Consider the following 24,399-nt stretch of genomic DNA (forward strand, 5'->3'; position numbering starts at 1 on the left):
AAATTAGAAACAAAGACTAAAACAATCCAAATGAAAATAAATACGATCGCCAACCTAACTAATTTTTCTGGAACTATTTTAATTCCTGTTTTTGAATCCGCATTAAAAAACGAAGTTATTAACACCTATCATGATATAGAAGTTTCAGCCAAAGTATTTGCAGCTAAGAAAGACACAATCTATATCACTGAGAAAAATAATAATGTTTATTTATTAATTGGTTTAGGAAAAAAAACAGATTATAAATCTATTAAAACCATTTTCCGCCGCATTTCTGCAAAGCAAAAAGATCTTTTTAGTCTTAATGTAGCTATAGTTGTATCAAAGGAATTTAATAACGATCAACTTGAAGCGATCATTTCTGGCTTAATTTTAGGAACATATAATCTTGCTCATTTTAAATTAGATAAAAAAATACATCCTTTTTTAGATCTAGATTTTACTCTAAATTTAGTTTCGGCAGATGATCATTCAGCCGTGGCTAGGAAAGCGTTGAAAATAGCAAACGCTCAATTGAACGTATATGATTTAGTTGATTTACCACCAAATATTATAACACCAAAATATTTGTCTACTTGGGCAAAAGACGCTGGTGAAAAATTCGGATTTCAGGTTGAAGTTTTGGGGTATGAGGCGTCAAAAATTGCTGGATTAGGCGCTTTTTTAGCGGTGGGAAAAGGAAGTGAAAATGAGCCACAATTCATTATTATGTCTTATAGTCCTAAAGAAATTGTTGCATACAGTAAACATATTGGATTAGTAGGTAAAGGAATTACTTTTGACACGGGAGGACTCAATATAAAAACTGCAGGAATGCTACACATGAAGTGTGATATGGCTGGAGGTGCTGCCGTTCTTGGAGCAATGCAATTAATAGCTGATTTACAATTACCCGTTCATGTAACTGCCATAGTTCCATGTGCTGAAAACTCCGTTGATGCAAAATCATTTTTACCCAGCGATGTCATTCACAGTTACAGCGGTCATTCAATAGAAATAATTGACACTGATGCGGAGGGCCGACTCATTCTAGCCGATGGATTATCATATTTAATCAAGAACTATAAACCAGATTATATTGTTGATATTGCCACGCTCACTGGAAGCAGTGTAGCAACTTTGGGTTTTGAATGTGCTGCTTTGTTCAGTAATAATAAGGAAATGACTGAAAAATTACAACAGAGTGGAGATGCTATTGGAGAGCGCTTATGGCCTTTGCCGCTTTGGGATGTTTATAAATCAGACATTGAAAGTGATATTGCAGATGTGAAAAACTACAGCGGAAAGCCAGTTGCTGGAGCCATTAGCGCGGCTAAATTTTTAGAATATTTCACAAAAGATCACAAAGCATGGGCACATCTTGATATTGCAGGTGTTGCATTTGGCGATGATGAATTTGCAAAAAGTAAACACGCAACTGCATACGGCGTTCATTTATTAACTAAATTCATTGAAAATTTATAACCTATGGAAAATTCTAAAACATTTCTTTGTATTTCAAATTATTTTAAAGGCTCCGATTTTTTAATTCAATTAAAAAAATTAGGAAACAAAGTCTATCTCGTTACAAGTGATAAACTAAGAAATGAAGCTTGGCCTTTAGACCACATTGATGAAATTTTCTATATGGAAGGGCAAGATGTTGACTGGAATTTAGAACATCTCTTACTAGGAGTTGGGAATTTTATGAAAGCTACTAAAATTGACGCCATTGTTGCTCTTGATGATTATGATGTTGAAAAAGCGACGTATTTGCGTGAAAACTTGCGTATTGATGGAATGGGACAAACCACAGGGCGCTACTTTAGAGACAAGCTTGCAATGCGCATGAGAGCAAAAAGTTGCGGTATTGCAATTCCAGCTTTTTGTTCATTATTTAATGATCATGATCTTAATACATTCGCTGATTCAGTGCAAGCTCCATGGGTTTTTAAACCGCGATCAGAAGCCTCCGCAGCAGGAATTATAAAAGTATACGATAAAGAAAGTTTGTGGATCCATATTAACGAAATGGGAAATAATCGTTTTAAATACTTATTAGAACAATTCAAACCCGGAGATGTTTATCATTGTGACAGCTTAATATTTGAAGGTAAAATTATTTTTAGTTTGACTTCAAAATATTTAACTACGCCAATGGAGGTCTCTCAAGGTGGTGGCGTTTTCTGTTCCTCTAATATAAAATACAACTCGATTGACGATAAAGCGATAAAGAAAATTAATGAGCAAGTTTTGAAAGGTTTTGGACTAAAACATGGTGCAGCTCACACTGAATTTATCAAATGTGATGAAACGAACCAAATCTATTTTCTTGAAACTTCATCTAGAGTAGGTGGAGCGCATCTTGCTGAGATGGTCGCTGAAGCTTCCAACATCAATTTGTGGAAAGAATGGGCAGAGATCGAAAATTGTTTAGTTAAAGAAAAAAAATATTCATTACCAAAAGTCAAAAAAGGGTATGCAGGAATCGCGTTGACTTTATCTAAAGTGGAACATCCTGATTTAAAAACCTTTTCCGATCCCGAAATTTGTTTTATAGTTCCGCTGAAATTCCATGCTGGACTAATTGTAAAATCAGATAAACAAGAAAGAGTATTAGCGCTACTAGAAGATTATGGAAATCGCTTAGCTGCAAACTTTACAGCAATTGTAGAACAAAGTAAGATTACAACTTTGCATTAAAAATACGTTTTTTAAAATGATAGGAAATATGTCTCCGCTTGATCGTATTTTAAGTAAACTTTATATTGGCTAATTTCATTTATTTCTATTTTCACGAAAATTAGAATTTAAATTTTAAAATTTATTTCCATGAAAAACTTTCTCTTCCTAATTATTTTATTCTCTTTTGTAAGTTGTAAAGTTAATTATCAAAAAGAGGTCACCAAAATAAAAAATAAAGAATCCATTTTAAATATTGCATTTGGATCTTGTGACAATCAGAAAATTAAAAATGAACTATGGCCTTTGATTAATCAAAACAACCCTTCAGTTTGGATTTGGGGTGGTGACAATGTTTACTCTGATACAGAAGACATGACCGTACTTAAAAATAACTATAAAATTCAAAAACAAGACCCGGAATACCTTTCCTTTATTAAAAATAAAATTGTGCTAGGGACTTGGGATGATCATGATTACGGTGCAAATGATGCGGGAGTAGAATATCATTTTAAAATAGAAAGTCAGCAATTACTTCTCAATTTCTTAGATACTCCAACTAATGCCATACAGCACACAAGAGATGGTGTTTACAATTCAAAAATAATTCAGTTTAATAAAAACAAAGTAAAAGTGATCGTTCTAGATTCCAGATTTTTTAGAACAGCTTTGACTAAAGCAGAGGATACTAAAAAACGTTTTCAACCTAACGCTTATGGCGAAGGTACGATGCTAGGAACAGAGCAGTGGAAGTGGTTTGAAAATGAATTAAATACTTCAGATGCACAATTTAACGTCATCGTTAGTAGTGTTCAATTTCTATCAAATAAACATGGTTTTGAAGCATGGGATAATTTTCCTCACGAAATCGAAAAGCTTGAAAAAATGATTGTTTCCTCTAAGGCACGAGGTACTTTTATAATTTCTGGTGATAGACATATTGCTACCTTTTCTTCTAAAAATGTGGATGGTTTAGCATATCCTCTAGTTGATTTTACTTCTAGTGGATTAACTTATACTTCTTTTTCTGGTGAAGAAAATCCTTTCATAAAAGGAGAAGTGGTGAAAGATATTAACTTTGGATTACTGCAATTTGATTTTAAAAATAATAAAGTTGTCATGCAAATTCGCGGAAAAGAGAATAAATTGTTACAAGAATATGTCCAAATTTATCCCAGTAATTAAAATAAATGATATCATTTAAAATTTAATTTTATTTTAAAAAAATCAAACATGAAAAAAGAGGTAGGAATTATTTTTATGTCATTACTTGCTTTTAACGGAGTAAAATCGCAAAGTTTATTAAGTTCAAATGATATTATTTTTACAAGACAAGATTCATTGCGAGGAAGTATCACTAAGGAAAGATCTTGGTGGGATTTAAAAAGTTATCATCTCGACATAAAAGTAAATCCTTTAGATAGCACAATAACAGGATCTAACACCATTGGATATAAAGTATTACAAGAATACAATAATCTGCAAATTGATTTGCAGAAACCACTAGAAATTTATAAAGTAATTCAAGATGGTAAAGAACTTAGATTCAAAAGAGAAGGAAATGCTTTTTTTATTGAATTAGTGGCAGCACAGAAAGTTGGTGCCATTAAAGAATTGGTCGTTTTTTATGGAGGAAAGCCTAAAGTAGCAGTAAATCCTCCATGGGACGGAGGTATCACTTGGCAAAAAGATTCGAATGGAAAATTATTTATTGCGTCTTCTTGTCAAGGATTAGGAGCTAGTGTGTGGTGGCCTAACAAAGATCACATGTATGATGAAGTAGAGAATATGCTCATTAGCGTTAATGTTCCTGCGGATTTAGTAGCGGTTTCAAATGGTAGGTTGCAGACGGTAAAACAATTAAAAGATGGAACTAAAACATATAATTGGTATGTTTCAAATCCAATTAATAATTACGGTGTGAATATAAATGTTGGAGATTATGTCTCTTTCTCTGAAAAATTTAAAGGAGAAAAAGGAGATCTAGACTGCACATACTATGTCTTGAGAGATAATTTGGCTAAAGCCAAAAAACAATTTCAAGATGTTCCAAAAATGCTCAAGGCTTTCGAGCATTGGTTTGGCCCTTACCCTTTCTATGAAGACAGTTACAAGCTGGTGGAAGTACCTTACTTAGGAATGGAGCATCAAAGTTCAGTAACCTATGGAAATGGCTTTCAAAATGGTTATCTCGGTCGAGATTTAAGCGGGACAGGATGGGGATTAAAATTTGACTTTATCATTATTCATGAGTCGGGACATGAGTGGTTCGCTAATAATATTACCTACAAAGACATTGCCGATATGTGGATTCACGAGAGTTTTACTAACTACTCTGAAAGTCTATTTGTTGAGTTTTATTACGGTAAAGAAGCAGGAAATAATTATGTACGGGGACTTAGAAAAAATATAGAAAATGACAAACCTATTATAGGGCAATATGAAGTAAATAACGAGGGATCAAGTGATATGTATTATAAAGGAGGTAATATGTTGCATACTTTGCGTCAGCTTGTTAATAACGATGTAAAATGGAGAAATATACTCAGAGGTTTAAATAGCACTTTTTATCATCAAACGGTAACCACAAAACAGATTGAGGATTATTTATCTACAAATTCAGAAATAGATTTAACCTCATTTTTCAATCAATATTTAAGAGATACTCGAGTTCCAACGTTAGAATATTTTTTCAAAAATAATAAATTGAGTTTTCGCTGGACAAATTGCACAAGTGGTTTTAAAATGCCTGTGAAAGTAACCATCGATGGTGTAGAGAAAGTTTTGAATCCCACTTTAGAGTGGCAAGACATCAATACTCAACCAGGTGTTTCAAAACTAGAAATTGACAAGAATTATTACGTAGCGAATTTTAATATCACAGAATAAACTTTTCGAACAAAGAAATAGTCATCCATTTATGATTAAATCTTTTTTTTTATGAGGTAAAGTAGCATTAAATTAAGTTTTTTCTAACGTAAAAACAACTCTCTTTGACCGATTCAATTGGATTAGGGAAATAATTCGTTTCATGTTCAACATAAAAATGTTTCATTCCTGATAACTTTGCCTCAGCAAATATCGCTTTAAAGTCAATTCTCCCCTTACCAATTTCTGTATTTAAATCCTGATTGCTTTTATCCATATCTTTTACGTGCCACATCGTAAAACGACCTGGATATTTTTTGAATAATTGCAGTGGATCATTTCCAGAGCGCACCACCCAATATAAATCAAGTTCAAAATCAACCTTATTTTTATCAGTATTGTTTAGTAAAATTTCATATCCTGTCGAATCTCCAAATTTTTCAAATTCAAAGTCATGATTATGATACGCTAATTTTAAATTTGCAGCATTACATAGTTCAGCGACTTTGGTTATTTTATCGGCTAACTTTTTATAATCATCAGCTGTCGTTCCTCGTAATCTTTCTGAAATCCATGGTACTGTGACATAACTACTATCTAAATAATTTGCGGTGTCTATATAAGCCTTAATATTTTCAGTTGAATCGGTTTCTATATAATTATTAAAATCAAAATGATTGCTAGTCGCTTTTAATCCATTGTCATTTAGCATCGCTTTAAAATCCTTAACACCTGTACCAAAAAATCCATTCTTAACTGAAAAACCATAGGTTTCTACTTCACTAAAACCCGCTTGGCCTACTTGAGTCAAAATTCCTTTAACATCTTTGGGCAATGAATCTCTCAATGAATAAAGTTGTAATCCAATAGCTTTCTTTTTAGTATTATAAGCAAATGAAGGAGCAATAGCTAAAGCTCCTAGCGCTAAACTAGTGTTGATTAGAAATTCTCTTCTCTGTATCATTTTATTTTGTATAAAATTATTAGACATCACATATTAAAATTGCATTTTTTAACGAGGCTAATTTATCATTATTTTTAGGTATAAATTCTTGAGCAACAAATCCTTTGTATCCCGTTTTTATAATTTCTTTCATAATTGCCGGATAGTTTAGCTCCTGCAGTTCATCTATTTCGTTACGTCCAGGAACTCCAGCCGTATGATAATGAGCTATATACTGATGATTTTCTCTAATAGTTCTAATCACGTCACCTTCATCAATTTGCATGTGGTAGATGTCATAGAGTAATTTAAAATTTTCTGAGTTAAGGCGCTTTGCTAATGCAACGCCCCAAGAAGTTTTATCACAGTGGTAATCTTTATGATCGACTTTACTGTTTAACAATTCCATTACAAGAACCACGTTATACTTTTTGGCAATAGGGAGCAATTTTTGTAGTCCAATAAAACAATTATTCCAGCCCTCTTCATCGGTTTTTCCTCTTCGATTTCCACTGAAACAAATTAGATTTTTATATCCAGCTTTTGCTACAAGCGGAATCATTTCAGAATAATTTTTGATTAAAATATCGTGAAATTTTAAATCATTAAAACCATCCACTAAATTTATTTCGGCTCCATTACACATTGACGAAATGAGATTGTATTTTTTTAACACTGGCCAATCTTGTGGTCCAACCAAATCAATACCAGAAATCCCTATTTTCTTTGCTTCAAGACAGAGCGTATCAATATCAATATCACTAAAACACCATCGAGCAACAGAGTGATTAATATTTCCTATTAATCTTAAATTTAAATTAGCTAAACTCTTTGGCTCAGCCAAAGTAGTAATACGCTCTGGAATCACGATTGCAACCGTTCCAGCTAATATACCTTTGAGTGCTATCCTTCGACTAATATTATCCACTATAATTTACTTATGTTTTATATTTAACTTTTGTTTTTCTTTGAAAAAAACAGCAAAAAGTATGGATACTCCCAAAGCGAAAAGACAAGGAAATATCCATATTTTTTGCCAATTATGTTGACCTTCTTGTAATGAATTATAATCTACAATTAATCCCGCTACATAAAAACCAATGTACATTCCAACACCATAAGTAGCTAATGTGATTAGTCCTTGAGCAGAAGAACGAGACTCTGGACCAGCTTTTTGATCAGTGTAAATTTGTCCAGTTACAAAGAAAAAGTCATAGCAAATTCCGTGCAATGCAATTCCTAAATAAAGCATCCAAATGCCGCTTCCAATATCGCCGTAAGCAAATAATAAATAACGCAATACCCAGGCAAACATGCCAAACAAAAGCATTTGTTTAATACCAAATCGTAAAAAAAATAAAGGCATTAAAAACAAAAAAAACATTTCAGACATTTGACCAATGGTCATTTTTGCCGCTGCTTTTTCCATTCCAGTTTCGTTTAAAAATTGGTTCGCCTGACCGTAGTAAAAAGCTAGAGGAATACAAATTAAAATTGATGCTATAAAAAAGGCTAGATAATTTCTATCTTTCAAAATTTTAAAAGAATCTAATCCTATAGTTTCTGCAAAACTAACCGATTTTCCTTTCTTGAGTGGAGGCGTGCTCGGTAAAAAAAAACTAAATAGACCTAATCCCACTGAAATTATAGCTGAAATTTTAAATGTGATATTTAAACTTTTGGGTGCTGATTCCCAAGACATATATCCTATAATTAAACCTGCAACAATCCATCCTATTGTTCCCCAAACTCGAATTTTCGCAAACTCTTTTTCAGAGTTTGTCATTTGATTTAACGATATAGAATTCACCAATGCTAGAGTTGGCATAAAAAGTATCATATAAATCAACAGTAAAGAATAAAAAGAGTCAAAACTATTTTGGGTTGAAAGTAAATATAAAATTACGGCTCCAGCAAGGTGTAATAAACCTAATATTTTTTGTGCAGCAAAATATTTATCTGCAATCATTCCTACTATGAAAGGTGCAATTATTGCTCCAAGGCATTGCGTCCCATAGGCAAGCCCCGTCTGAGTTCCGGTAGCTGCAATTCCGCCTTTAGTTAAAAATGTTCCCATGGTTACAAACCATATTCCCCAAACAAAAAAATTGAGGAACATCATGAGGGATAATTTTGTTCGAATGATAGTATTCATTTATCAAATAGTATAAAATTTTAGTTGAGTCAGTTTCAAACAGAATAATTTACATACCAGCTTCGCAACCAGTTGTCGTTTTCATTGTATTCCACTCTTTTATCATTACATTTCTAAACCAAACTTTATCACCATGATCTTGCAATGCAATTTTACCTTTTTTAAATTTAGCAAAATTCGACCAAGTTGCAAATTTACTTCCCGCTACTAAATTGTTAAAATTAGCATCCCATAAAACAGTTTCTACAACTTTTACTCCATTAAGCATCATTGTAAGTTTTCCAAATTTGCACACAATATCAACATTATTCCATTCTCCAACAGGTTTTACTGGTTCAGAACTACTTTTAATTAGATCGTATAAATCGCCAGCTCTATGTTTTTCAATTTTTCCATCAGGATGACCATCATTGTCTAATACCTGCATTTCTACACCTGTGTCATACGTATTTTTAAATTTAGAGAGGTCTTCATTAACATAAAAAATAATACCGCTGTTAGCATTTGGAGCTACTTTCCATTCCAGTTTTAAGTGGAAATTTTCGTATTCTGCATCAGTAACAATATCGCCTCCTTGACCATTTTGTGCTGTAGACGGATCAAAATGCAATTCATTATTTTCAACCTTCCAACCAGAGTTAACCGTTTTTTTGCCATACGTATGCCATCCAGTTGTTGATTTACCGTCAAAAATATATTTAAATCCTTTAGGAGCTGCGTCTTGTTGTGCGCTTGCTGCTTGTGTTATTATCATCGCAAATAATGAACAAAAAATGTTTTTAATCATTTTATTTTTTTTATTAATAATTAATTTTATTTATAAAGTAATCGATTTCCAGCCTTCGCGATACTCTCTTTTTACAAATTGATTTACTTCATCAAAATTTGTAATTCTCATACTATCATTGTCCCATAGTAATTTAGCTGACCTTCCAGGATATACATCCTCACCTAATTCATCAATTTTAAGATCGTATCCTCTAATGGCTAAGTTGGCTATTAATAAAGCCTCAGTTAATGGACCAGCAATTTCGAAGGGTGAACTCAATTCTTGTTTTCCGTAGCCGGCGATACAGGCATCAACCCACTGTTTATAATGTCCATCTGCGCCATCAATCACGCGCTTATATTTCTGGGTCACATTTAGATTTTCATTTTTACTGAGAGGTATTAAACGAGGATTTAATCCGTAGGTATCGCACATCATTTTTCCCTTTGTACCGGTAAATAAAGTTCCGCTTCCGCCATCTCCAAAAATCTCTTTATCACCCAATTCTGCTGGCCTTACAGGTTGAATTCCGCCATCCATCCAGTGGACAGCAATATCTCCATTTGTTTTTTCAGTCTTTGGAAATGTTAATGTAACGTGACTTGACGGAGGACAACTTTCTGGAAAATAACCGCGTTGGAATTCATCAACATAAACTGAGCCCACACTGCATTGAACATCTTTTGCATACTTCAAATTTAATACACTGAAAGGGGCTTCAAGCAAATGACAACCCATATCTCCCAATGCACCTGTGCCATAATCCCACCAACCGCGCCAGTTGAATGGCACTAACTTATTCACATATTCTTTGTAAGGAGCTGTTCCTAGCCATAAATCCCAATCTAGTTCATTTGGAACATTGGCTTTATTAATTGACCATGAAATGCCTTGTGGCCAAACCGGTCTATCAGTCCACGCATGCACAGTATGAACATCTCCTATTAAACCCGCTTCATACCATTCTTTCAGAATTCGAGTTCCATCATTGGAGGCACCTTGATTTCCCATTTGGGTTACTACCTTATATTTTTCAGCTGCTTGCGTCATAATGCGAGCTTCATAAATGTCGTGAGCCATAGGTTTTTGAACAAAAACATGTTTTCCTAATTGCATTGCTCCTAGGCATTGTACTGCATGGTTATGATCAGGAGTAGATACAGAAACAGCGTCAAAATTTTTATGTTCTTTGTCTAGCATTTCACGCCAGTCCTTATAATATTTAGCTTTTGGAAATGCTTTTACACTTTCAGCAGCTCTACGGGTATCGACATCACATAGAAAAGAGATATCAGCTCTTCCGCTTTTAGCAAACATTGCAATGTCCGACTTTCCTTTTCCACCCACACCAATACCTGCAATGGATAAGCGATCACTAGGCGCGACGAAACCTCTGCCTAAAACATGTCTAGGAACAATCATAAATGCTGCTGCTGCAATAGCGGTTGTTTTTATAAAATCACGACGGTTATTAATGATCTTATTATCTTCTTCTGTTGGTTTCATTACTTTATAAGTGGTTAGTTAATAGTAATTAAAGGTCAAATTGATGCAATGCAGCAACTAGGTAATCATTTTTATTTTACAGATAAAATATACTTAGCCATCAATTTAGCATCTTCTTTTTTTAAGGTGGAATGAGCTGCCATTGGAATTGAGCCCCAAACACCAGAGCCACCTTTAATAATTTTTGAAGCTAAATAATTTACGCTTTTATCATTTAAAGGATATTTTTTAGCGATATCTAAATAGGAGGGACCAATTAACTTTTTATCAATTTTATGGCATCCAATACAATCCGACTTAGCTACTAATTTCTCCCCGTCCAAAGATTGATAAATTATATTTGATGTTGTACCAATTGCAACATAAGTCACCTCCGATTCATACGCTGTAAAAGAGGTTAATCCTACAAAGACACTTCCAAAAAGCAAAATTTTTATTTTCATTATGTTTTAATTTACATTTTTACAATCCTAAGTTTTTTCTATTTAAAATTTGATTAGTTTCAACCGCAGCAAAATCGTCAAATGCTTTATCTGTAACTTTTATAATATGATTCTTAATAAACTCAGCTCCTTCACGAGCACCAACTTCTTGATTTTTTATACAGCATTCCCATTCTAAAACAGCCCAACCTTTATAGTCATATTGCGCAAGCTTACTGAAAATAGTTTTAAAATCGATTTGTCCATCGCCAAGTGATCTGTATCGTCCCGCACGATTAGCCCAATTTTGATAGCCTCCAAAAGTTCCCTGCTTGCCTGTTGGGTTAAATTCGGCATCTTTTACATGAAAAGCTTTAATTCTTTCATGATAAAAATCTATATATTGAACATAATTTAGTTGTTGTAAAACGAAGTGTGATGGATCATATAAGATGCATGCCCGAGGATGATTGTTGACCGCTTTCAAAAACATTTCATATGTTTCACCGTCAAATAGATCTTCTCCCGGATGAATTTCGTAGCAAAGATCAACGCCATTATCATCAAATTTATTTAAAATAGGAGTCCAGCGTTTAGCTAGTTCTTCAAATCCATCTTCAATTAATCCTGCAGGTCGCTGTGGCCACGGATGAAAATACTGCCATAACAAGGAACCGCTAAAAGTGGCGTGAGCATTTAATCCTAAGTTGTGAGATGCTTTTGCAGCAAACTTCAATTGTTGAACCGCCCATTCTTGTCTTGCTTTGGGATTTCCTCGAACATTCTTTGGCGCAAAGCCATCAAAAAAATCATCATAAGCAGGGTGCACTGCTATTAGTTGACCTTGTAAATGTGTTGATAGTTCAGTAATTTCAAGCCCATATTCTGCAATTTTTCCTTTTAGCTCATCAGCATACGTTTTACTCTCTGCTGCTTTTTGTAAATCAATATATCGAGAATCTAATGTTGGCATTTGTATTCCCTTAAAACCGAGATCAGCAGCCCATTGACAAATTCCATCTAAAGAATTAAATGGAGCTTCATCGCTTATAAGTTGTGCTAAAAACACTGCTGGTCCTTTAATTGTAGTCATATTTTAAGTAAGATAAATAATTTAAAATGCAATAAATTACAAATTAAAAGTAGTCCATTTTTTTTCAGATTTTGAAGAGGCAACTACAGTATCAATGAACGCCATTCCTCGAATGCCATCCTCAACCGTCGGGAAATCTAACATTTCTGGGGTAGGCTTTCTACCATCTAGGGAACAATTGAGTGTTAGTGCAAAATTTCTGTAAATATTTGCAAACGCCTCAATATAACCTTCTGGATGTCCACCTGGCGTTCTACAATTATGAGTTGCAAACGAAGATAAATACGCATAATTACTTCCTGCTCGTAAGATCTGTGTTGGCTCATTAAACCATTTGACTACAAGCGTATTTGGTTCGTGTTGTAACCATTCAATTCCACCTTTTTCTCCGTAAATTCTAATTTTCAATGCATTTTCTTCACCAGCAGCAACTTGCGATGCCATTAAAACGCCCTTCGAACCATTGTCAAATTTTAATAAAACTGCTCCATCATCATCCATTGCCCGTCCTTCAACAATTGTATTTAACTCTGCGCAAACATCGGTAATTTTTGATCCTGTAATATACTCCGCTAAATGTGCAGCATGAGTGCCAATGTCACCCATAACTGAGCTTTTACCTGATTTAGAAGGATCTGTTCTCCAAGCAGCTTGTACATTTCCTTCTTTTTCGGAAAGCGTACTTAGCCAACCTTGAGGATATTCAACCCAAACTTTTCTAATTTTCCCTAATTTTCCCTGATTAAGCATTGCCTTTGCTTGTTTAACCATTGGATAGCCAGAGTAAGTATATGTTAAGCAGAGTATTAATCCCGTTTCTATAACTTTTTGTTGCAACTGTTTTGCTTCTTCTAATGAAAAGGTCATCGGTTTTTCAATTACGACATTAAATCCATATTCCAAAGCCATCATTGCTGGTGCAAAATGAGCAAAATTTGGTGTAACAATAGTTATAAAATCAATTTTAATATCAGATGGCAATGCTGCTTCTGCAACAATCATTTTTTCATAGTTTATATATGATCGAGATTCTGGAAGAAATAAATCTTTAGCTGATAGTAATGCAATTTCAGGATTTGAACTCAGGGCACCACAGGATAATTCAATTAATCCATCCATATTAGCTGCAAGACGGTGAATTGACCCTATAAAAGCATCACGACCGCCACCTATCATTCCCATTCTCAATTTTCTCATACTTTTTAAACTATAGATTTCCTTTTTTTAGTTCTTTTACTGCGTAGTCACAAGCCCGAGCTGTTAAAGCCATATAAGTTAACGATGGGTTTTGACAAGCAGCAGAAGTCATACAAGCGCCGTCAGTAACGAATACATTACTAACTTCATGCATTTGGTTCCATTTGTTTAACACTGACTCTTTCGGGTCGTTGCCCATTCTCGCTGTTCCCATTTCGTGAATTGCCATTCCTGGATAGCAATCATTATCATAAGGTTGGACATTTTTAATACCTGATGCCTCTAACATTTCAGCAGCATCGTTCATCATGTCCTCACGCATTTTTGCCTCATTTTCCTTGTATTCACAATCGATTGCAAGAACAGATTGTCCCCACTTATCTTTTTTGTCATGGTTGATGTACACTTTATTTTCATAATAAGGCAACATTTCACCAAAACCACCCAATCCCATACTCCATGAATCAGCTGGTAACGACATTGTATTTTTAAAATTTTCACCAAAAGCTAATTCAGCAACTTCTTTATGCCATGAACCTCTACTAGCGCCACCTTGATAACCGAAACCTCTAAGATAATCTCTTTTGTCATTTCCCATGTTTTGATACCTTGGAATATAAATCCCGTTGGCTCGCCGTCCATACGTATATTTGTCTTCAAAACCTTCAGCAGAACCTTCAGCGCCAACACGAAAATGATGATCCATAAGATTGTGACCTAACTGTCCGCTAGCATTTCCCAATCCGTTTGGATGTGCTTCAGAAGTGGAGTTTAGTAATATAAAAGTTGAACCTAATGTAGATCCGTTTACAAAAACAATTTTGGCATAAAATTCCATAGTCTCATTAGTCTCTGCATCAATAACCATGACTCCTTTCGCTTTCTTAGTGTCCTTATCGTAAATGATATGATTTACAATAGAGTATGGTCTTACTGTTAACCTATTAGTCGCCATAGCAGCCGGTAAAGTAGAGGACTGCGTGCTGAAATAAGCACCAAAAGGGCAACCTCTACTACATAAGTTTCTATATTGACAACTGCCTCGACCTTTATGAGGAACCGTTAAATTAGCAGTGCGTCCTATTGTAAGGATTCTTGTTTTATTGTAATGTTTTTCTAATCGCTCTTTGACTGATTTTTCAACACAATTTAGATCCATTGGCGGTAAAAATTTTCCATCAGGTAAGAGAGGCCAATTTTCAGCTTGACCACTGATTCCTGCAAATTTTTCAACGTAATCATACCACTTGGTAATATCTTTATATCGAATAGGCCAGTCATTGCCGTATCCATCTTTAGCATTATCTTCAAAATTATGATCACTAAAACGGTAGCTTTGTCTTCCCCACATCAATGATTTTCCACCTACATGAAAACCCCTATACCAGTCAAAACGCTTATCTTCGGTGTATGGACAATCGATATCATTCACCCACCATTTTTCAGTTGCTTCATTGTAAGGATAATCTCGAGTTTGTACAGGATGCGTACTCTTTTGCTCCGTAGTAAGTTTTCCAGCTCGTTCAAATTCCCATGGTGCCTTCATCGCAGAGTCGTAATCTTTGATGTGCTCAATATTCATTCCTCGTTCTAGCATTAGTACTTTTAGTCCTTTTTCTGTAAGCTCCTTTGCTGCCCAGCCACCACTAATTCCTGAACCTATGACAATAGCATCATACGTATTTTCCGCTTTTAAATTGGTATTTATATTCACGTGAAGTATTTTTAATGAAATTGATATCGTTAGTATTTCTGATTTATTTTAATTTGTCGCCCAAGCTTTTTGACCCTTGATGTAAGGAGCTTCTCCATCATATCGGCCAGGAACAGGAAGATATTCTCGAGCTTGCGTACATCCTATTTCAGAGGTGTAGTACCCTAAAATAGTTAGATCCCTAGCAATCAGAAAAAAAGAAGGTGCTTTATTCGTTCCAATTGCATCATCTCTTAAAGAGGACATTAATTGATTTCGCTCCTCTTTTGATATTGACAAATAGTCTTTATTAAACTCCTTAGAACACTTAATTTGCATTTCTTTTAATCCTTCTGCAAAAAGTTTCTGCATATTAGCAGGATAACAATCTCTAATAATCATTGGAATAAACGCGCCTAAACCTGCGGCTTTAGCGCCACCTGAGGAGGCTGTAGTTGGGATAATAGTTTCAGCAAATTCAGATAGAATTTGTTCATCAGAGACAGAAAATGAGACGAAATTTTTCTCTTTTTCAGGTAAAATAAAATTTTCGAATACAACTCCAATAGTAGTTGATGAAATTGCGCTTCCCATTAAAAACGCAACACTTTTAAGTGCTTCTCTTCTATTCATTTGTCTCCCTTTAAAATTAAAAATCAAACATTTAACTATACAATAATAACGAAAAAAAAATTAATTTTATTTTTTTAATGTTAAATCATTGAATAATTCAATAATATTCAAATTTCAATATTATTATTGTGTAATAATTCAACAAATTACTACTTTAACAAAATTAAATTTTCAAAATAGATAGTAAATTACAAATAAATTTTGTGGAAACATCTTTACATTTAGAGATAATGTTTAAAATAAATTACAAATGTGTAAATTGAGAAATAATTTATTCTATTTAAAAAATATAAAAATGTCATAAGATTTTTATTAAAATCGCGAAGTCTTAATCATTATTTGCTTAAATATTTGCATTTAGATTAAACTATTTAATAAATTAAATAATGTGATGTTAATTTTTCAAACAAAAAGATTTTGTTTAAAATATGAAAATATTGAGTTTTATATTACCCGATTAACAAAATTTAAATTTTGAATTGTTTTTATTTTATGCCCAATCTAGACTTTAATTTCAAAAATAATAATGCGGTTTTGTACGCATCGTCAGCTGCTGAGTTTCGATCGCTCATTGGAACATTATATATCGTGCAAAGTTCATCTAGTGAAAACTGTTTTTCACTGATATCATTTAGTTTCCGGTGCATGACATCAACATCTAAAGCTTCATTTTTAAGCCTTCCGCACTGTAATCTCTCTAAAGCTACATTTATAATTTCAACGTCAAAATTGACGTGATGACCCACTAAAATTGCATTATCTATAAAGTGTATAAAAGATTCTATAGCATCAGATTCAGAAGTTTTCTTCATCTTGCTTTCGACCATAAACTCATTCATTAAGCCATTGTCATGAAAAAATTTATACTGTAATAAAGTAACTTCAAAACTATCTCCAATTAAAATACTATCATCCACTACAGCAAATGCACCAAGAGACAAAATCACATCTTTCAGTGGACTCAAGCCAGAGGTTTCAGTTGATAAAATTACGTATCGAGATGATTTTTCACCGAATTTAGAGAGGTAATTTTTCCAAAATTCAGGATGTTCTTTATTAATATATTTTAACCAATCTAACATAATTATGAAAATTGAGTAAGTTTAAATTTACTTTTTATTAATTCTTCCAATTCTCGCATAGGAGCAAGCGCATTTTTCAGTTTTTCACGATCAACTTTAGATAATTCATCTAGATTAATAAATTGTCCTGAACTATCATTCTTTAAACCTTCTACCGTTCTAAATTTTGATAAAATTAAAAATGCTTCAGCACAATTCAAATATATTTCTGCGTGTTTAGTGTCACTTATTGCTAGCTGCTTAAACCTTTGAAATGTGTTATTTATTCCTCTTATTTCAAAATATAGAGCAAATAATCTTGCACCGTCAATTAGTGGTAACAATGCACGAGTTTTGATATCAAATTTATTTTTATTAGCACCTTCATCTTCGACATTGAAATTTTTAAAAAAACTAAGTGGAGAATTTTTTCGTAAAGCATCATTTCCTAAAAAATCATAAAATAATGTATTGTTTTTCGAATTTTTAAAAATAACATTTGTGATAGTATCCTCAATTTTTTGTTCTCCAAAAGCAATTTCATAATCAAAAAATACACTACTAATTTCATTGCTATTTTCACCTGGAGTATTCATCCAGTTATCATATTGTTTTACCCAATCAGTCAACGATTTACACCATAATAAATTACTTCCCAAGTGGCCATTTGGACAAAGATTATAGCCAATTTCTTCTAAAGTGAAAGTCGTTTTTTTAGCTAATTTTATAAAATAATCCTTTACTTCACGATATTTATCTGCCGCTACATCTTCAAAAATTAGAATGCTATCTTGATCTGTTAACAATAATTGTTCTTTTCTTCCTTGACTGCCAATACTTAACCATGCAAAACGAGCAGGAGGTGAGCCAAGATCTAAAATAGACAATTCAACAGATCGCTTAATAATCGCTAAGTTTATTTCACTAGCAATATTGAAAATATGAGAAATGGGAATATTTTTAGTGATCGAAGTTTGAATTAAATCGGTGAGACGATCCCGAATTTGTTTTAACTCTTTAGGAGCCTGACATCGCTTAATTTCTTTAATTAGAACTCCAGGATTGCTGGCTTGCGCAATAATTAAATCATGTTCATTAATAATTCCTTTTATAGTCGATTTATCAGTCCCATCGTGGGTTACACAAAGGTGAGTCGCGTTATGTTTTAACATCAAAAGTTGTGCTTCCGCCAAAGAAATGTTTTCCATCACAGTGATCACTGGCGAAGACATAATTTTATCAACAGTTACAGTTAATGGATAACGACCAGTGGCTATTTTTGAGCGCATATCTGTATCGGTGATAATACCTATTGGTACATCATTGTCACATATAAGTATGCTATTTTTCAAGCTAGCAGTCATAGCTAATGCCGCTTCTTGAACCGTTGTACTACTTGTAGTTTTTAAAGGGGTAATATTGTAAGAAAGTGACTGAAAATATTGCATTTCTGATTGTTGATCAGAATAATAGACGGTATCAGAAATTAATTTACCTGTTAAATTTTCTTTATCTTTTGGATTTCTTGTATTTACAGCAAAACTTTCTAATAAATAATTTAAAACTTCTGAGTTATTGGCAACAAATGGTCGGAAAGTGGCAATTGGAATTGCATAAATTATACTTTCTTCTCTTGCCTTAGCAGTCATCATATAATTGTTTTTAGCAAAAAATGGACGTAAACCAAATAAATCTCCAACAGAACATTTATTGAGTAGAGATTCCTCAGCATCGGCAATTACAGATAAATTTACAACACCAGATGCAACAACGTAAAAGCTATCGTGTAGAATTTCGTTAACTTGAAATAATTCTTTATTTTTTTCGAGATTTAAAACGCGAATACTTGAAGCAATTTCCGATAATTGATCAAAAGTCAAATGATTAAATGGTGGATATCCCTTCAGAAAATCAGCAATATGTTCAGCAATTGTATTCATAGAAAATGGATAAATAAATATCGATTGTAAAAATAACAATTTTAAAAATACAATCACAACGAAACTAAATTATCCCACAGTAAATTATACAAAACTTAAATGTTTCATAAAATAAATAAGGATATTTATGATTAATTCGAAGTTGTTTTATTTTTACTAGATTAACTAAAATATTTAAGATCATGAAATTAATTAATAAAATGCAATTTTCGCTTATTGCTTTATTTATTGTCTCCCTAGCATCAGCACAAGGAAAGCCAAAGAGCACAAAAGAAATGATCAGCGGTAAAATTAATGATGCTACAATTACAGTAAATTATGGTAGCCCATCAGTAAACGGAAGAGAAATTTGGGGAGGATTAGTGCCTTTCAATCAAGTTTGGCGTGCTGGTGCAAATGAAGCAACAACTTTTGAAACTACGAAAGATGTAATGGTCGAAGGATCAAAATTAGCTGCTGGAAAATACTCTTTTTTCTTAATTCCAAATGAAAAAGAATGCATTATTATATTTAACAAAGTTGCAAAGCAATGGGGATCTGGAAAATATGATGAGAAGGAAGATCAATTAAGAGTAAAAGTAAAACAACAAGCTGTAAAAATGCCAACAGAAAAATTGACTTATAAAATTGAAAAAAACAAAATGATATTAAATTGGTCTAATTGGAGCATACCGATATCCATAAAGTAAAATAAAACATATTTTGAAAGAAGCATTACCGAAAGGTGATGCTTTTTCAATTAGAAAGCATACTTAAATATAAAAACAATAGTTTCTATTTTACATAATATAAATTATAGTTCATTTAGTAGTGAGCAATTTTCTAGGTTTTTTAAACTCTATGCAAAGTAATATCTTATGAACTCTTTAAGTTCGACAAAACTAAATGTGTTGTTGGTTCACCATAAACTAAAAGCCGATCGATAAATTGTTGTAAATGAAACTGATCTTTTAAAATTACCTTCATAAAAATATTATGTGTTCCAGTAATCCGATAAATTTCTGCGATTTCAGGAAAAAGATTCAATTTATCACAAAACAAATTTAATTTACCGCTAAATAGTTTAAACATTATAAAGACCTCTAATCCATATCCCAATTTTGTGTTATTTAGTTGAACATTATAGCCTTTAATTATATCTGTATCTTCTAATTTTTGCACTCGTTCCCGTACACTAGATGGTGACAGACCTATTTTTTTGCCAATATCAACAAATGACATTCTAGCATTTTCGTTTAATTTCTCGATTATTTTTAAATCTATTGAATCAACCATATAAAAAGTTTTAAAGCTCTAAAATTACATTTTTAAAATGGAATATTAAACAAAAATCCGTTGATTAAATTTTAATTTGTTTTTGTGTAATACTACTTTTGAGCCATGGATATCACTTTGACGTTACTAATTATTGGAATATTTCTTGGTTTTTTTATTCAAACTATTAGCGGATTTGCCGGTGCTTTAGTAGCACTACCTTTTCTATTAGTTGTTATGCCTTTAAAAGACGCTGTTTGCTACATTTCAATATTTTATTCTATTTCTACACCAATTTATTTCTACAGAGAATGGAAGAATATGAATAAACTACTACTAAAAAAACTAATTATAACCTCCCTAATTGGAATTTTAATAGGTTCTTTTATTTTGCTCTATGGTCAGCCGATAATCTTAAAAAAAGCACTTGGACTATTTATTATCTTGTTCGTAGCTAACAGTCTATTAAATAGTAAAGTTTATCATTTCGGTTCGAAAACAAAATACTTACTAGGACTTTTTGGTGGCTTTTTTTCTGGAGTTTTTTCCACAGGAGGTCCATTGTATGCTATCATAATCAAAAATGAAACAAGTGAAATAAAAGTTTTTAGAGCTACTATGTTTGGAATATTAGGTCTGGTATCAATGATGCGGATTTCCATCTTAGCATTTGAAGGTGCCATTACAACAACAAAATTGTCTAATTCGATCTATGTTTTACCATTTTTCATTTCGGCTTTAATTCTGGGAAAGATGGTTTATTTAAAATTAAATGAGCAATTTTTAAAAAATTTTATATTAATACTTCTTTTTATCTCTGGACTAATGTTACTGATAAAAAATTAAAATTTTACTTAGAGTAAGAATATCACTTTACTATTTTTTAAGCCTAAATATGTTTCATTGCTTCTTTCTCTGATGCTGTAAGTCCGCTTTGCATCATTCCTGCATCTTCATACATTTTATTAGGTAAACTTTTAGATTCAATTATGCCCATAATTGCTGGATGTACATAATAGGATCTGCAAACTGTTGGCGTATTACCAAGTTCGTCAGCTGCTATACGAATCAAAGCAATTACTAAATTTACTTTTTTTAGTTTTACCAATTGCTTCAATTGCATATGGATAAAGTTCAACTGCTAATCTACTGGCAACCCAAGTTCTAAAGTCCTTACTACTAAAATTTTCACCCATATTTGTTCGAATGTAATCATTGACATCCTCGCTATCAATTGCATGAAAGTTTCCTTCCGCACCTTTATATCTAAAAATTTCAAAACCTGGCAATTCAGCTGATTTTTAAATTAATTTTGCCAGTTGGACATCATCAATTTCTACGTGTCGCATTTGGTTACTTTTTCCTTTATATTCAAAAGTTACTTGATTATTTTTAAAAGTCATGTGCTTTCTTCTTAAAGTTGTCAAGCCAAAAGTTCCATTTTGATTAGCGTATTGTTTATTTCCAATTTTGATCCCAGTTTCATCTAAAAACAAAACGATTAATACTAATACTTTATCCTTATTCCAATCCTTAGTGGAAATATCAGCAATGATTTTCTTTCTAAATTTGGTCAATGCTGTACCAAAATCATTCATTTTGGCAAACTTCTCTTCTTGTCTTGCTTTTTCAAATTCAGAGTGATAGATATATTGTTTTCTCTCTTTAGCATCTCTGCCAATAGCTTGTATATGTACTTCCTTTTTTTACTTTAGTATTAGTATTAGTATTAGGTAAAATGGTTTATTTAAAATTAAATAAGGAGTTTTTGAAAAAAATTATTTTGACACTGCTTTTTATCTCTGGTTTATTACTGGTAATAAAAATTAGAGTGCCAATAAGACGTATTTACTAAAACTTAAATTCATTTAAGTTTTAGTAAGATTATAAATAATTTACCTTTGCAAAAAATTAAAAATTATTATTAGATGACTGATCCCGAAATGGAAGTTACAGAAATGTCCAAATCAAAATATATTAAATTAATTCTGATATTAGGATCTTTGACCGCTTTAGGACCGTTTTCTATTGATATGTATTTACCTGGTTTTGCTGGAATTGCTAGGGATTTAAATACCTCAGTTGCTAATGTTTCTATGACCTTATCCAGTTATTTTATTGGAATATCGGCAGGTCAATTACTTTACGGACCCTTGTTAGACCGTTTTGGACGAAAGAAACCACTATTTATAGGATTGCTGGTTTACATCTTTGCTTCTTTAGGTTGCATTTTTGTACAGGATATTGACATCTTTATTGGTTTACGTTTTATTCAAGCTGTAGGAAGTTGTGCGGCTACAGTAGCTTCAATAGCTATGGTTAGAGATTTATTTCCAGTTAAAGATATTCCTAAAGTTTTTTCGATGTTGATGTTAGTAGTTGGTCTATCGCCTATGCTAGCTCCCACAATTGGAGGTTATGTGACGGCTGATTATGGATGGCACACGGTATTTTTTATATTGATGTATATGGGTATAGTTATTCTTATCGCTTCTCAAATTGTACTCCCTAACTCCTATTTACCAGATACTTCAATATCATTGAAACCCAAGCCCATAATCAACAATTTTCTAAACATTATAAAGGAGCCACAATTTTATACGTATGCATTTGCCGGGGCAATAGCATTTTCAGGATTGTTTACTTATGTTGCAGCCTCACCTATTCTATTTATGGATATTTTTAAAGTAGATGCTAAAACTTATGGTTGGATTTTTGCTTTTATGTCTTTAAGTTTTATCGGTGCCAGCCAGTTAAATTCATTATTACTAAAAAAGTTTACAAGTGAGCAAATGATTTTTGGCGCGCTAATTTCGCAAGCATTTGTTAGCATATTGTTTTTGATATTAGCGATTAACAACTATTTGGGATTATATGAAACAATAGGTATGTTATTTTTATTTTTAGCTTGTTTAGGAATTTCAAATCCTAATACAGCTGGTCTAACACTCGCTCCATTTTCGAGAAATGCCGGAAGTGCTTCCGCTTTGATGGGTGCTATTCAATTAGGATTAGGAGCATTCGCTTCCTTTGCGGTTGGTATTTTTGTCCAAAATTCTGTTTTACCCATGGTGATTATAATGACCACTTCTACGTTGTTGGCATTAATTATATTAATTGTAGGCAAAAAAAGAATTAAAGCAGCTGTTTTAATTAATAGATAAAAAGCTGCCAATTCAATTTTAAATATGTTTCATTACTTCTTTTTCTGATGCTGTAAGTCCGCTTTGCATCATTCCTACATCTTCATATATTTTATTAGGTAAACTTTTAGATTCAATTTTGCCCATAATTGCTGGATGCACATAATAGGATCTGCAAACTGTTGGCGTATTACCAAGTTCTTCAGCGACCATACGAATCAAAGTATTACTAAATTTACTTTTTTTAGTTTTACCAATTGCTTCAATTGCATATGGATAAAGTTCAACTGCTAATCTACTGGCAACCCAAGTTCTAAAATCCTTACTACTAAAATTTTCATCCATATTTGTTCGAATGTAATCATTGACATCTTCGCTATCAATTGAATGAAAGTTTCCATCCGCACCTTTATATCTAAAAATTTCAAAACCTGGTAACTCAGCTGATTTTTTAATTAATTTTGCCAGTTGGACATCATCAATTTCTACGTGTCGCATTTGGTTACTTTTTCCTTTATATTCAAAAGTTACCTGATTATTTTCAAAAGTCATGTGCTTTCTTCTTAAAGTTGTCAAGCCAAAAGTTCCATTTTGATTAGCGTATTGTTTATTTCCAATTCTGATCCCAGTTTCATCTAAAAACAAAACGATTAATGCTAATACTTTATCCTTATTCCAGTCCTTTGTGGAAATATCAGCAATGATTTTCTTTCTGAATTTGGTCAATGCTTTACCAAAATCTTTCATTTTGGCAAACTTCTCTTCTTGTCTTGCTTTTTCAAATTCAGAGTGATAGATATATTGCTTTCTCCCTTTAGCATCTCTACCAATAGCTTGTATATGTCCATCATCCCATTTACATATATAAACATCATTCCACATAGGCGGAATGATCAGTCGGCGAAATCTACTTAGTAGTATGGTGTCAGTAATTTTGTTTCCTTCTTCATCAAAGTATTGGTAGCCCTTACCTCTCTTCCGCTTATGAATTGACATTGCTTCATCATCAACATGTTTGATCTCTTGCTTAGTCTCTTTTTTATTCATTTCAATTAAAATTT

At 32.7% G+C, this 24,399-nt stretch carries 22 protein-coding genes and 1 pseudogene; 7 read left to right on the forward strand and 16 right to left on the reverse strand.

Translation table 11 applies throughout. The features are described 5' to 3' along the window. Positions 1 to 30 precede the first annotated feature (30 nt). From BUA99_RS10275 to BUA99_RS10290, 4 genes are all read left to right on the forward strand, one after another. Positions 31 to 1,464: a leucyl aminopeptidase family protein gene (locus BUA99_RS10275; protein ID WP_072991783.1), complete on the forward strand. Its 1,434-nt coding sequence runs from the start codon at positions 31 to 33 to the stop codon at positions 1,462 to 1,464. Positions 1,465 to 1,467: 3 nt separating this feature from the next. Next, the gene (locus BUA99_RS10280; protein ID WP_072991785.1) at positions 1,468 to 2,682 is read left to right on the forward strand and encodes an ATP-grasp domain-containing protein; all 1,215 of its coding nucleotides are present in this window, start codon (positions 1,468 to 1,470) and stop codon (positions 2,680 to 2,682) included. A 129-nt stretch (positions 2,683 to 2,811) separates the two neighbouring features. Next, entirely contained in the window at positions 2,812 to 3,846 is a 1,035-nt protein-coding gene (locus tag BUA99_RS10285; protein WP_072991788.1) for an alkaline phosphatase D family protein, read from the forward strand. Between the two features lie 48 nt (positions 3,847 to 3,894). Further along, entirely contained in the window at positions 3,895 to 5,550 is a 1,656-nt protein-coding gene (locus BUA99_RS10290) for a M1 family metallopeptidase (protein ID WP_072991790.1), read from the forward strand. Positions 5,551 to 5,617: 67 nt separating this feature from the next. On the opposite strand, the gene BUA99_RS10295 is transcribed toward BUA99_RS10290, so the two are convergent. The 12 genes from BUA99_RS10295 to BUA99_RS10350 all read right to left on the reverse strand — a co-directional run bounded on the left by BUA99_RS10295 (position 5,618) and on the right by BUA99_RS10350 (position 18,941). Then, positions 5,618 to 6,493 carry a sugar phosphate isomerase/epimerase family protein gene (locus tag BUA99_RS10295; RefSeq protein ID WP_072992121.1) on the reverse strand — a complete coding sequence of 292 codons (876 nt, stop codon included), beginning with the start codon at positions 6,491 to 6,493 and terminating at the stop codon, positions 5,618 to 5,620. A gap of 19 nt (positions 6,494 to 6,512) precedes the next feature. After that, positions 6,513 to 7,400, reverse strand: coding sequence for a hydroxypyruvate isomerase family protein (locus BUA99_RS10300; protein ID WP_072991793.1), 888 nt, complete (start codon positions 7,398 to 7,400; stop codon positions 6,513 to 6,515). A 6-nt stretch (positions 7,401 to 7,406) separates the two neighbouring features. Further along, on the reverse strand, positions 7,407 to 8,627 hold the full coding sequence (locus BUA99_RS10305; RefSeq protein WP_072991796.1) for a nucleoside permease: 1,221 nt from the start codon (positions 8,625 to 8,627) through the stop codon (positions 7,407 to 7,409). A 49-nt stretch (positions 8,628 to 8,676) separates the two neighbouring features. Beyond that, the gene (locus BUA99_RS10310) at positions 8,677 to 9,414 is read right to left on the reverse strand and encodes a 3-keto-disaccharide hydrolase (protein ID WP_072991798.1); all 738 of its coding nucleotides are present in this window, start codon (positions 9,412 to 9,414) and stop codon (positions 8,677 to 8,679) included. Positions 9,415 to 9,444: 30 nt separating this feature from the next. After that, positions 9,445 to 10,902: a Gfo/Idh/MocA family protein gene (locus BUA99_RS10315; RefSeq protein ID WP_072991801.1), complete on the reverse strand. Its 1,458-nt coding sequence runs from the start codon at positions 10,900 to 10,902 to the stop codon at positions 9,445 to 9,447. A 71-nt stretch (positions 10,903 to 10,973) separates the two neighbouring features. Next, positions 10,974 to 11,345 (reverse strand): c-type cytochrome, encoded by a 372-nt coding sequence (locus BUA99_RS10320; RefSeq protein WP_072991803.1) that lies wholly within the window; start codon positions 11,343 to 11,345, stop codon positions 10,974 to 10,976. A 19-nt stretch (positions 11,346 to 11,364) separates the two neighbouring features. Continuing rightward, positions 11,365 to 12,417 carry a sugar phosphate isomerase/epimerase family protein gene (locus tag BUA99_RS10325; RefSeq protein WP_072991806.1) on the reverse strand — a complete coding sequence of 351 codons (1,053 nt, stop codon included), beginning with the start codon at positions 12,415 to 12,417 and terminating at the stop codon, positions 11,365 to 11,367. 36 nt (positions 12,418 to 12,453) lie between these two features. Beyond that, positions 12,454 to 13,614: a Gfo/Idh/MocA family protein gene (locus tag BUA99_RS10330; RefSeq protein ID WP_234972950.1), complete on the reverse strand. Its 1,161-nt coding sequence runs from the start codon at positions 13,612 to 13,614 to the stop codon at positions 12,454 to 12,456. A gap of 10 nt (positions 13,615 to 13,624) precedes the next feature. Beyond that, positions 13,625 to 15,328: a GMC oxidoreductase gene (locus BUA99_RS10335; protein WP_072991812.1), complete on the reverse strand. Its 1,704-nt coding sequence runs from the start codon at positions 15,326 to 15,328 to the stop codon at positions 13,625 to 13,627. Positions 15,329 to 15,376: 48 nt separating this feature from the next. Further along, positions 15,377 to 15,940, reverse strand: a complete 564-nt coding sequence (locus tag BUA99_RS10340) for a gluconate 2-dehydrogenase subunit 3 family protein (RefSeq protein WP_072991814.1) — start codon at positions 15,938 to 15,940, stop codon at positions 15,377 to 15,379. Positions 15,941 to 16,425: 485 nt separating this feature from the next. Next, on the reverse strand, positions 16,426 to 17,022 hold the full coding sequence (locus BUA99_RS10345; protein ID WP_072991817.1) for a 3'-5' exonuclease: 597 nt from the start codon (positions 17,020 to 17,022) through the stop codon (positions 16,426 to 16,428). A gap of 2 nt (positions 17,023 to 17,024) precedes the next feature. After that, positions 17,025 to 18,941: a DUF294 nucleotidyltransferase-like domain-containing protein gene (locus BUA99_RS10350; RefSeq protein ID WP_072991819.1), complete on the reverse strand. Its 1,917-nt coding sequence runs from the start codon at positions 18,939 to 18,941 to the stop codon at positions 17,025 to 17,027. 182 nt (positions 18,942 to 19,123) lie between these two features. Here BUA99_RS10350 and BUA99_RS10355 point away from each other — a divergent pair, with 182 nt between their 5' ends. Beyond that, positions 19,124 to 19,630, forward strand: a complete 507-nt coding sequence (locus BUA99_RS10355; protein ID WP_072991821.1) for a DUF2911 domain-containing protein — start codon at positions 19,124 to 19,126, stop codon at positions 19,628 to 19,630. A gap of 166 nt (positions 19,631 to 19,796) precedes the next feature. On the opposite strand, the gene BUA99_RS10360 is transcribed toward BUA99_RS10355, so the two are convergent. After that, a complete protein-coding gene (locus BUA99_RS10360; protein WP_072991824.1) occupies positions 19,797 to 20,216 on the reverse strand; it encodes an Lrp/AsnC family transcriptional regulator in 420 nt (139 codons plus the stop codon). A gap of 105 nt (positions 20,217 to 20,321) precedes the next feature. On the opposite strand from BUA99_RS10360, the gene BUA99_RS10365 reads away from it, so the two are divergent. Continuing rightward, positions 20,322 to 21,041 (forward strand): sulfite exporter TauE/SafE family protein, encoded by a 720-nt coding sequence (locus BUA99_RS10365; protein WP_072991826.1) that lies wholly within the window; start codon positions 20,322 to 20,324, stop codon positions 21,039 to 21,041. Positions 21,042 to 21,084: 43 nt separating this feature from the next. Here the strand turns inward: BUA99_RS10365 and BUA99_RS14960 are convergent, their stop codons facing one another. Next, positions 21,085 to 21,267, reverse strand: a complete 183-nt coding sequence (locus BUA99_RS14960; protein ID WP_143151748.1) for a hypothetical protein — start codon at positions 21,265 to 21,267, stop codon at positions 21,085 to 21,087. Continuing rightward, positions 21,248 to 21,886, reverse strand: a pseudogene (locus tag BUA99_RS15380) (hypothetical protein). Before BUA99_RS15380 ends, BUA99_RS14960 begins: the two are co-directional and overlap by 20 nt. A 267-nt stretch (positions 21,887 to 22,153) precedes the next feature. Between BUA99_RS15380 and BUA99_RS10380 the strand changes: the two are divergent. After that, entirely contained in the window at positions 22,154 to 23,359 is a 1,206-nt protein-coding gene (locus tag BUA99_RS10380; protein ID WP_072992124.1) for a multidrug effflux MFS transporter, read from the forward strand. An 18-nt stretch (positions 23,360 to 23,377) separates the two neighbouring features. Here the strand turns inward: BUA99_RS10380 and BUA99_RS10385 are convergent, their stop codons facing one another. Then, positions 23,378 to 24,385: a DNA topoisomerase IB gene (locus BUA99_RS10385; RefSeq protein ID WP_072991835.1), complete on the reverse strand. Its 1,008-nt coding sequence runs from the start codon at positions 24,383 to 24,385 to the stop codon at positions 23,378 to 23,380. Positions 24,386 to 24,399: the final 14 nt, after the last annotated feature.

The organism is Flavobacterium segetis (genome assembly GCF_900129575.1).
Taxonomy (GTDB): Bacteria; Bacteroidota; Bacteroidia; order Flavobacteriales; family Flavobacteriaceae; genus Flavobacterium; species Flavobacterium segetis.

Bases quoted from the DNA above. Each gene is read 5' to 3' on its own strand.
- BUA99_RS10275 (WP_072991783.1), top strand. From the start codon at position 31: ATGAAAATAAATACGATCGCCAACCTAACTAATTTTTCTGGAACTATT.
- BUA99_RS10280 (WP_072991785.1), top strand. From the start codon at position 1,468: ATGGAAAATTCTAAAACATTTCTTTGTATTTCAAATTATTTTAAAGGC.
- BUA99_RS10285 (WP_072991788.1), top strand. From the start codon at position 2,812: ATGAAAAACTTTCTCTTCCTAATTATTTTATTCTCTTTTGTAAGTTGT.
- BUA99_RS10290 (WP_072991790.1), top strand. From the start codon at position 3,895: ATGAAAAAAGAGGTAGGAATTATTTTTATGTCATTACTTGCTTTTAAC.
- BUA99_RS10295 (WP_072992121.1), bottom strand. From the start codon at position 6,493: ATGATACAGAGAAGAGAATTTCTAATCAACACTAGTTTAGCGCTAGGA.
- BUA99_RS10305 (WP_072991796.1), bottom strand. From the start codon at position 8,627: ATGAATACTATCATTCGAACAAAATTATCCCTCATGATGTTCCTCAAT.
- BUA99_RS10310 (WP_072991798.1), bottom strand. From the start codon at position 9,414: ATGATTAAAAACATTTTTTGTTCATTATTTGCGATGATAATAACACAA.
- BUA99_RS10315 (WP_072991801.1), bottom strand. From the start codon at position 10,902: ATGAAACCAACAGAAGAAGATAATAAGATCATTAATAACCGTCGTGAT.
- BUA99_RS10320 (WP_072991803.1), bottom strand. From the start codon at position 11,345: ATGAAAATAAAAATTTTGCTTTTTGGAAGTGTCTTTGTAGGATTAACC.
- BUA99_RS10325 (WP_072991806.1), bottom strand. From the start codon at position 12,417: ATGACTACAATTAAAGGACCAGCAGTGTTTTTAGCACAACTTATAAGC.
- BUA99_RS10330 (WP_234972950.1), bottom strand. From the start codon at position 13,614: ATGAGAAAATTGAGAATGGGAATGATAGGTGGCGGTCGTGATGCTTTT.
- BUA99_RS10340 (WP_072991814.1), bottom strand. From the start codon at position 15,940: ATGAATAGAAGAGAAGCACTTAAAAGTGTTGCGTTTTTAATGGGAAGC.
- BUA99_RS10345 (WP_072991817.1), bottom strand. From the start codon at position 17,022: ATGTTAGATTGGTTAAAATATATTAATAAAGAACATCCTGAATTTTGG.
- BUA99_RS10350 (WP_072991819.1), bottom strand. From the start codon at position 18,941: ATGAATACAATTGCTGAACATATTGCTGATTTTCTGAAGGGATATCCA.
- BUA99_RS10355 (WP_072991821.1), top strand. From the start codon at position 19,124: ATGAAATTAATTAATAAAATGCAATTTTCGCTTATTGCTTTATTTATT.
- BUA99_RS10360 (WP_072991824.1), bottom strand. From the start codon at position 20,216: ATGGTTGATTCAATAGATTTAAAAATAATCGAGAAATTAAACGAAAAT.
- BUA99_RS10365 (WP_072991826.1), top strand. From the start codon at position 20,322: ATGGATATCACTTTGACGTTACTAATTATTGGAATATTTCTTGGTTTT.
- BUA99_RS10380 (WP_072992124.1), top strand. From the start codon at position 22,154: ATGTCCAAATCAAAATATATTAAATTAATTCTGATATTAGGATCTTTG.
- BUA99_RS10385 (WP_072991835.1), bottom strand. From the start codon at position 24,385: ATGAATAAAAAAGAGACTAAGCAAGAGATCAAACATGTTGATGATGAA.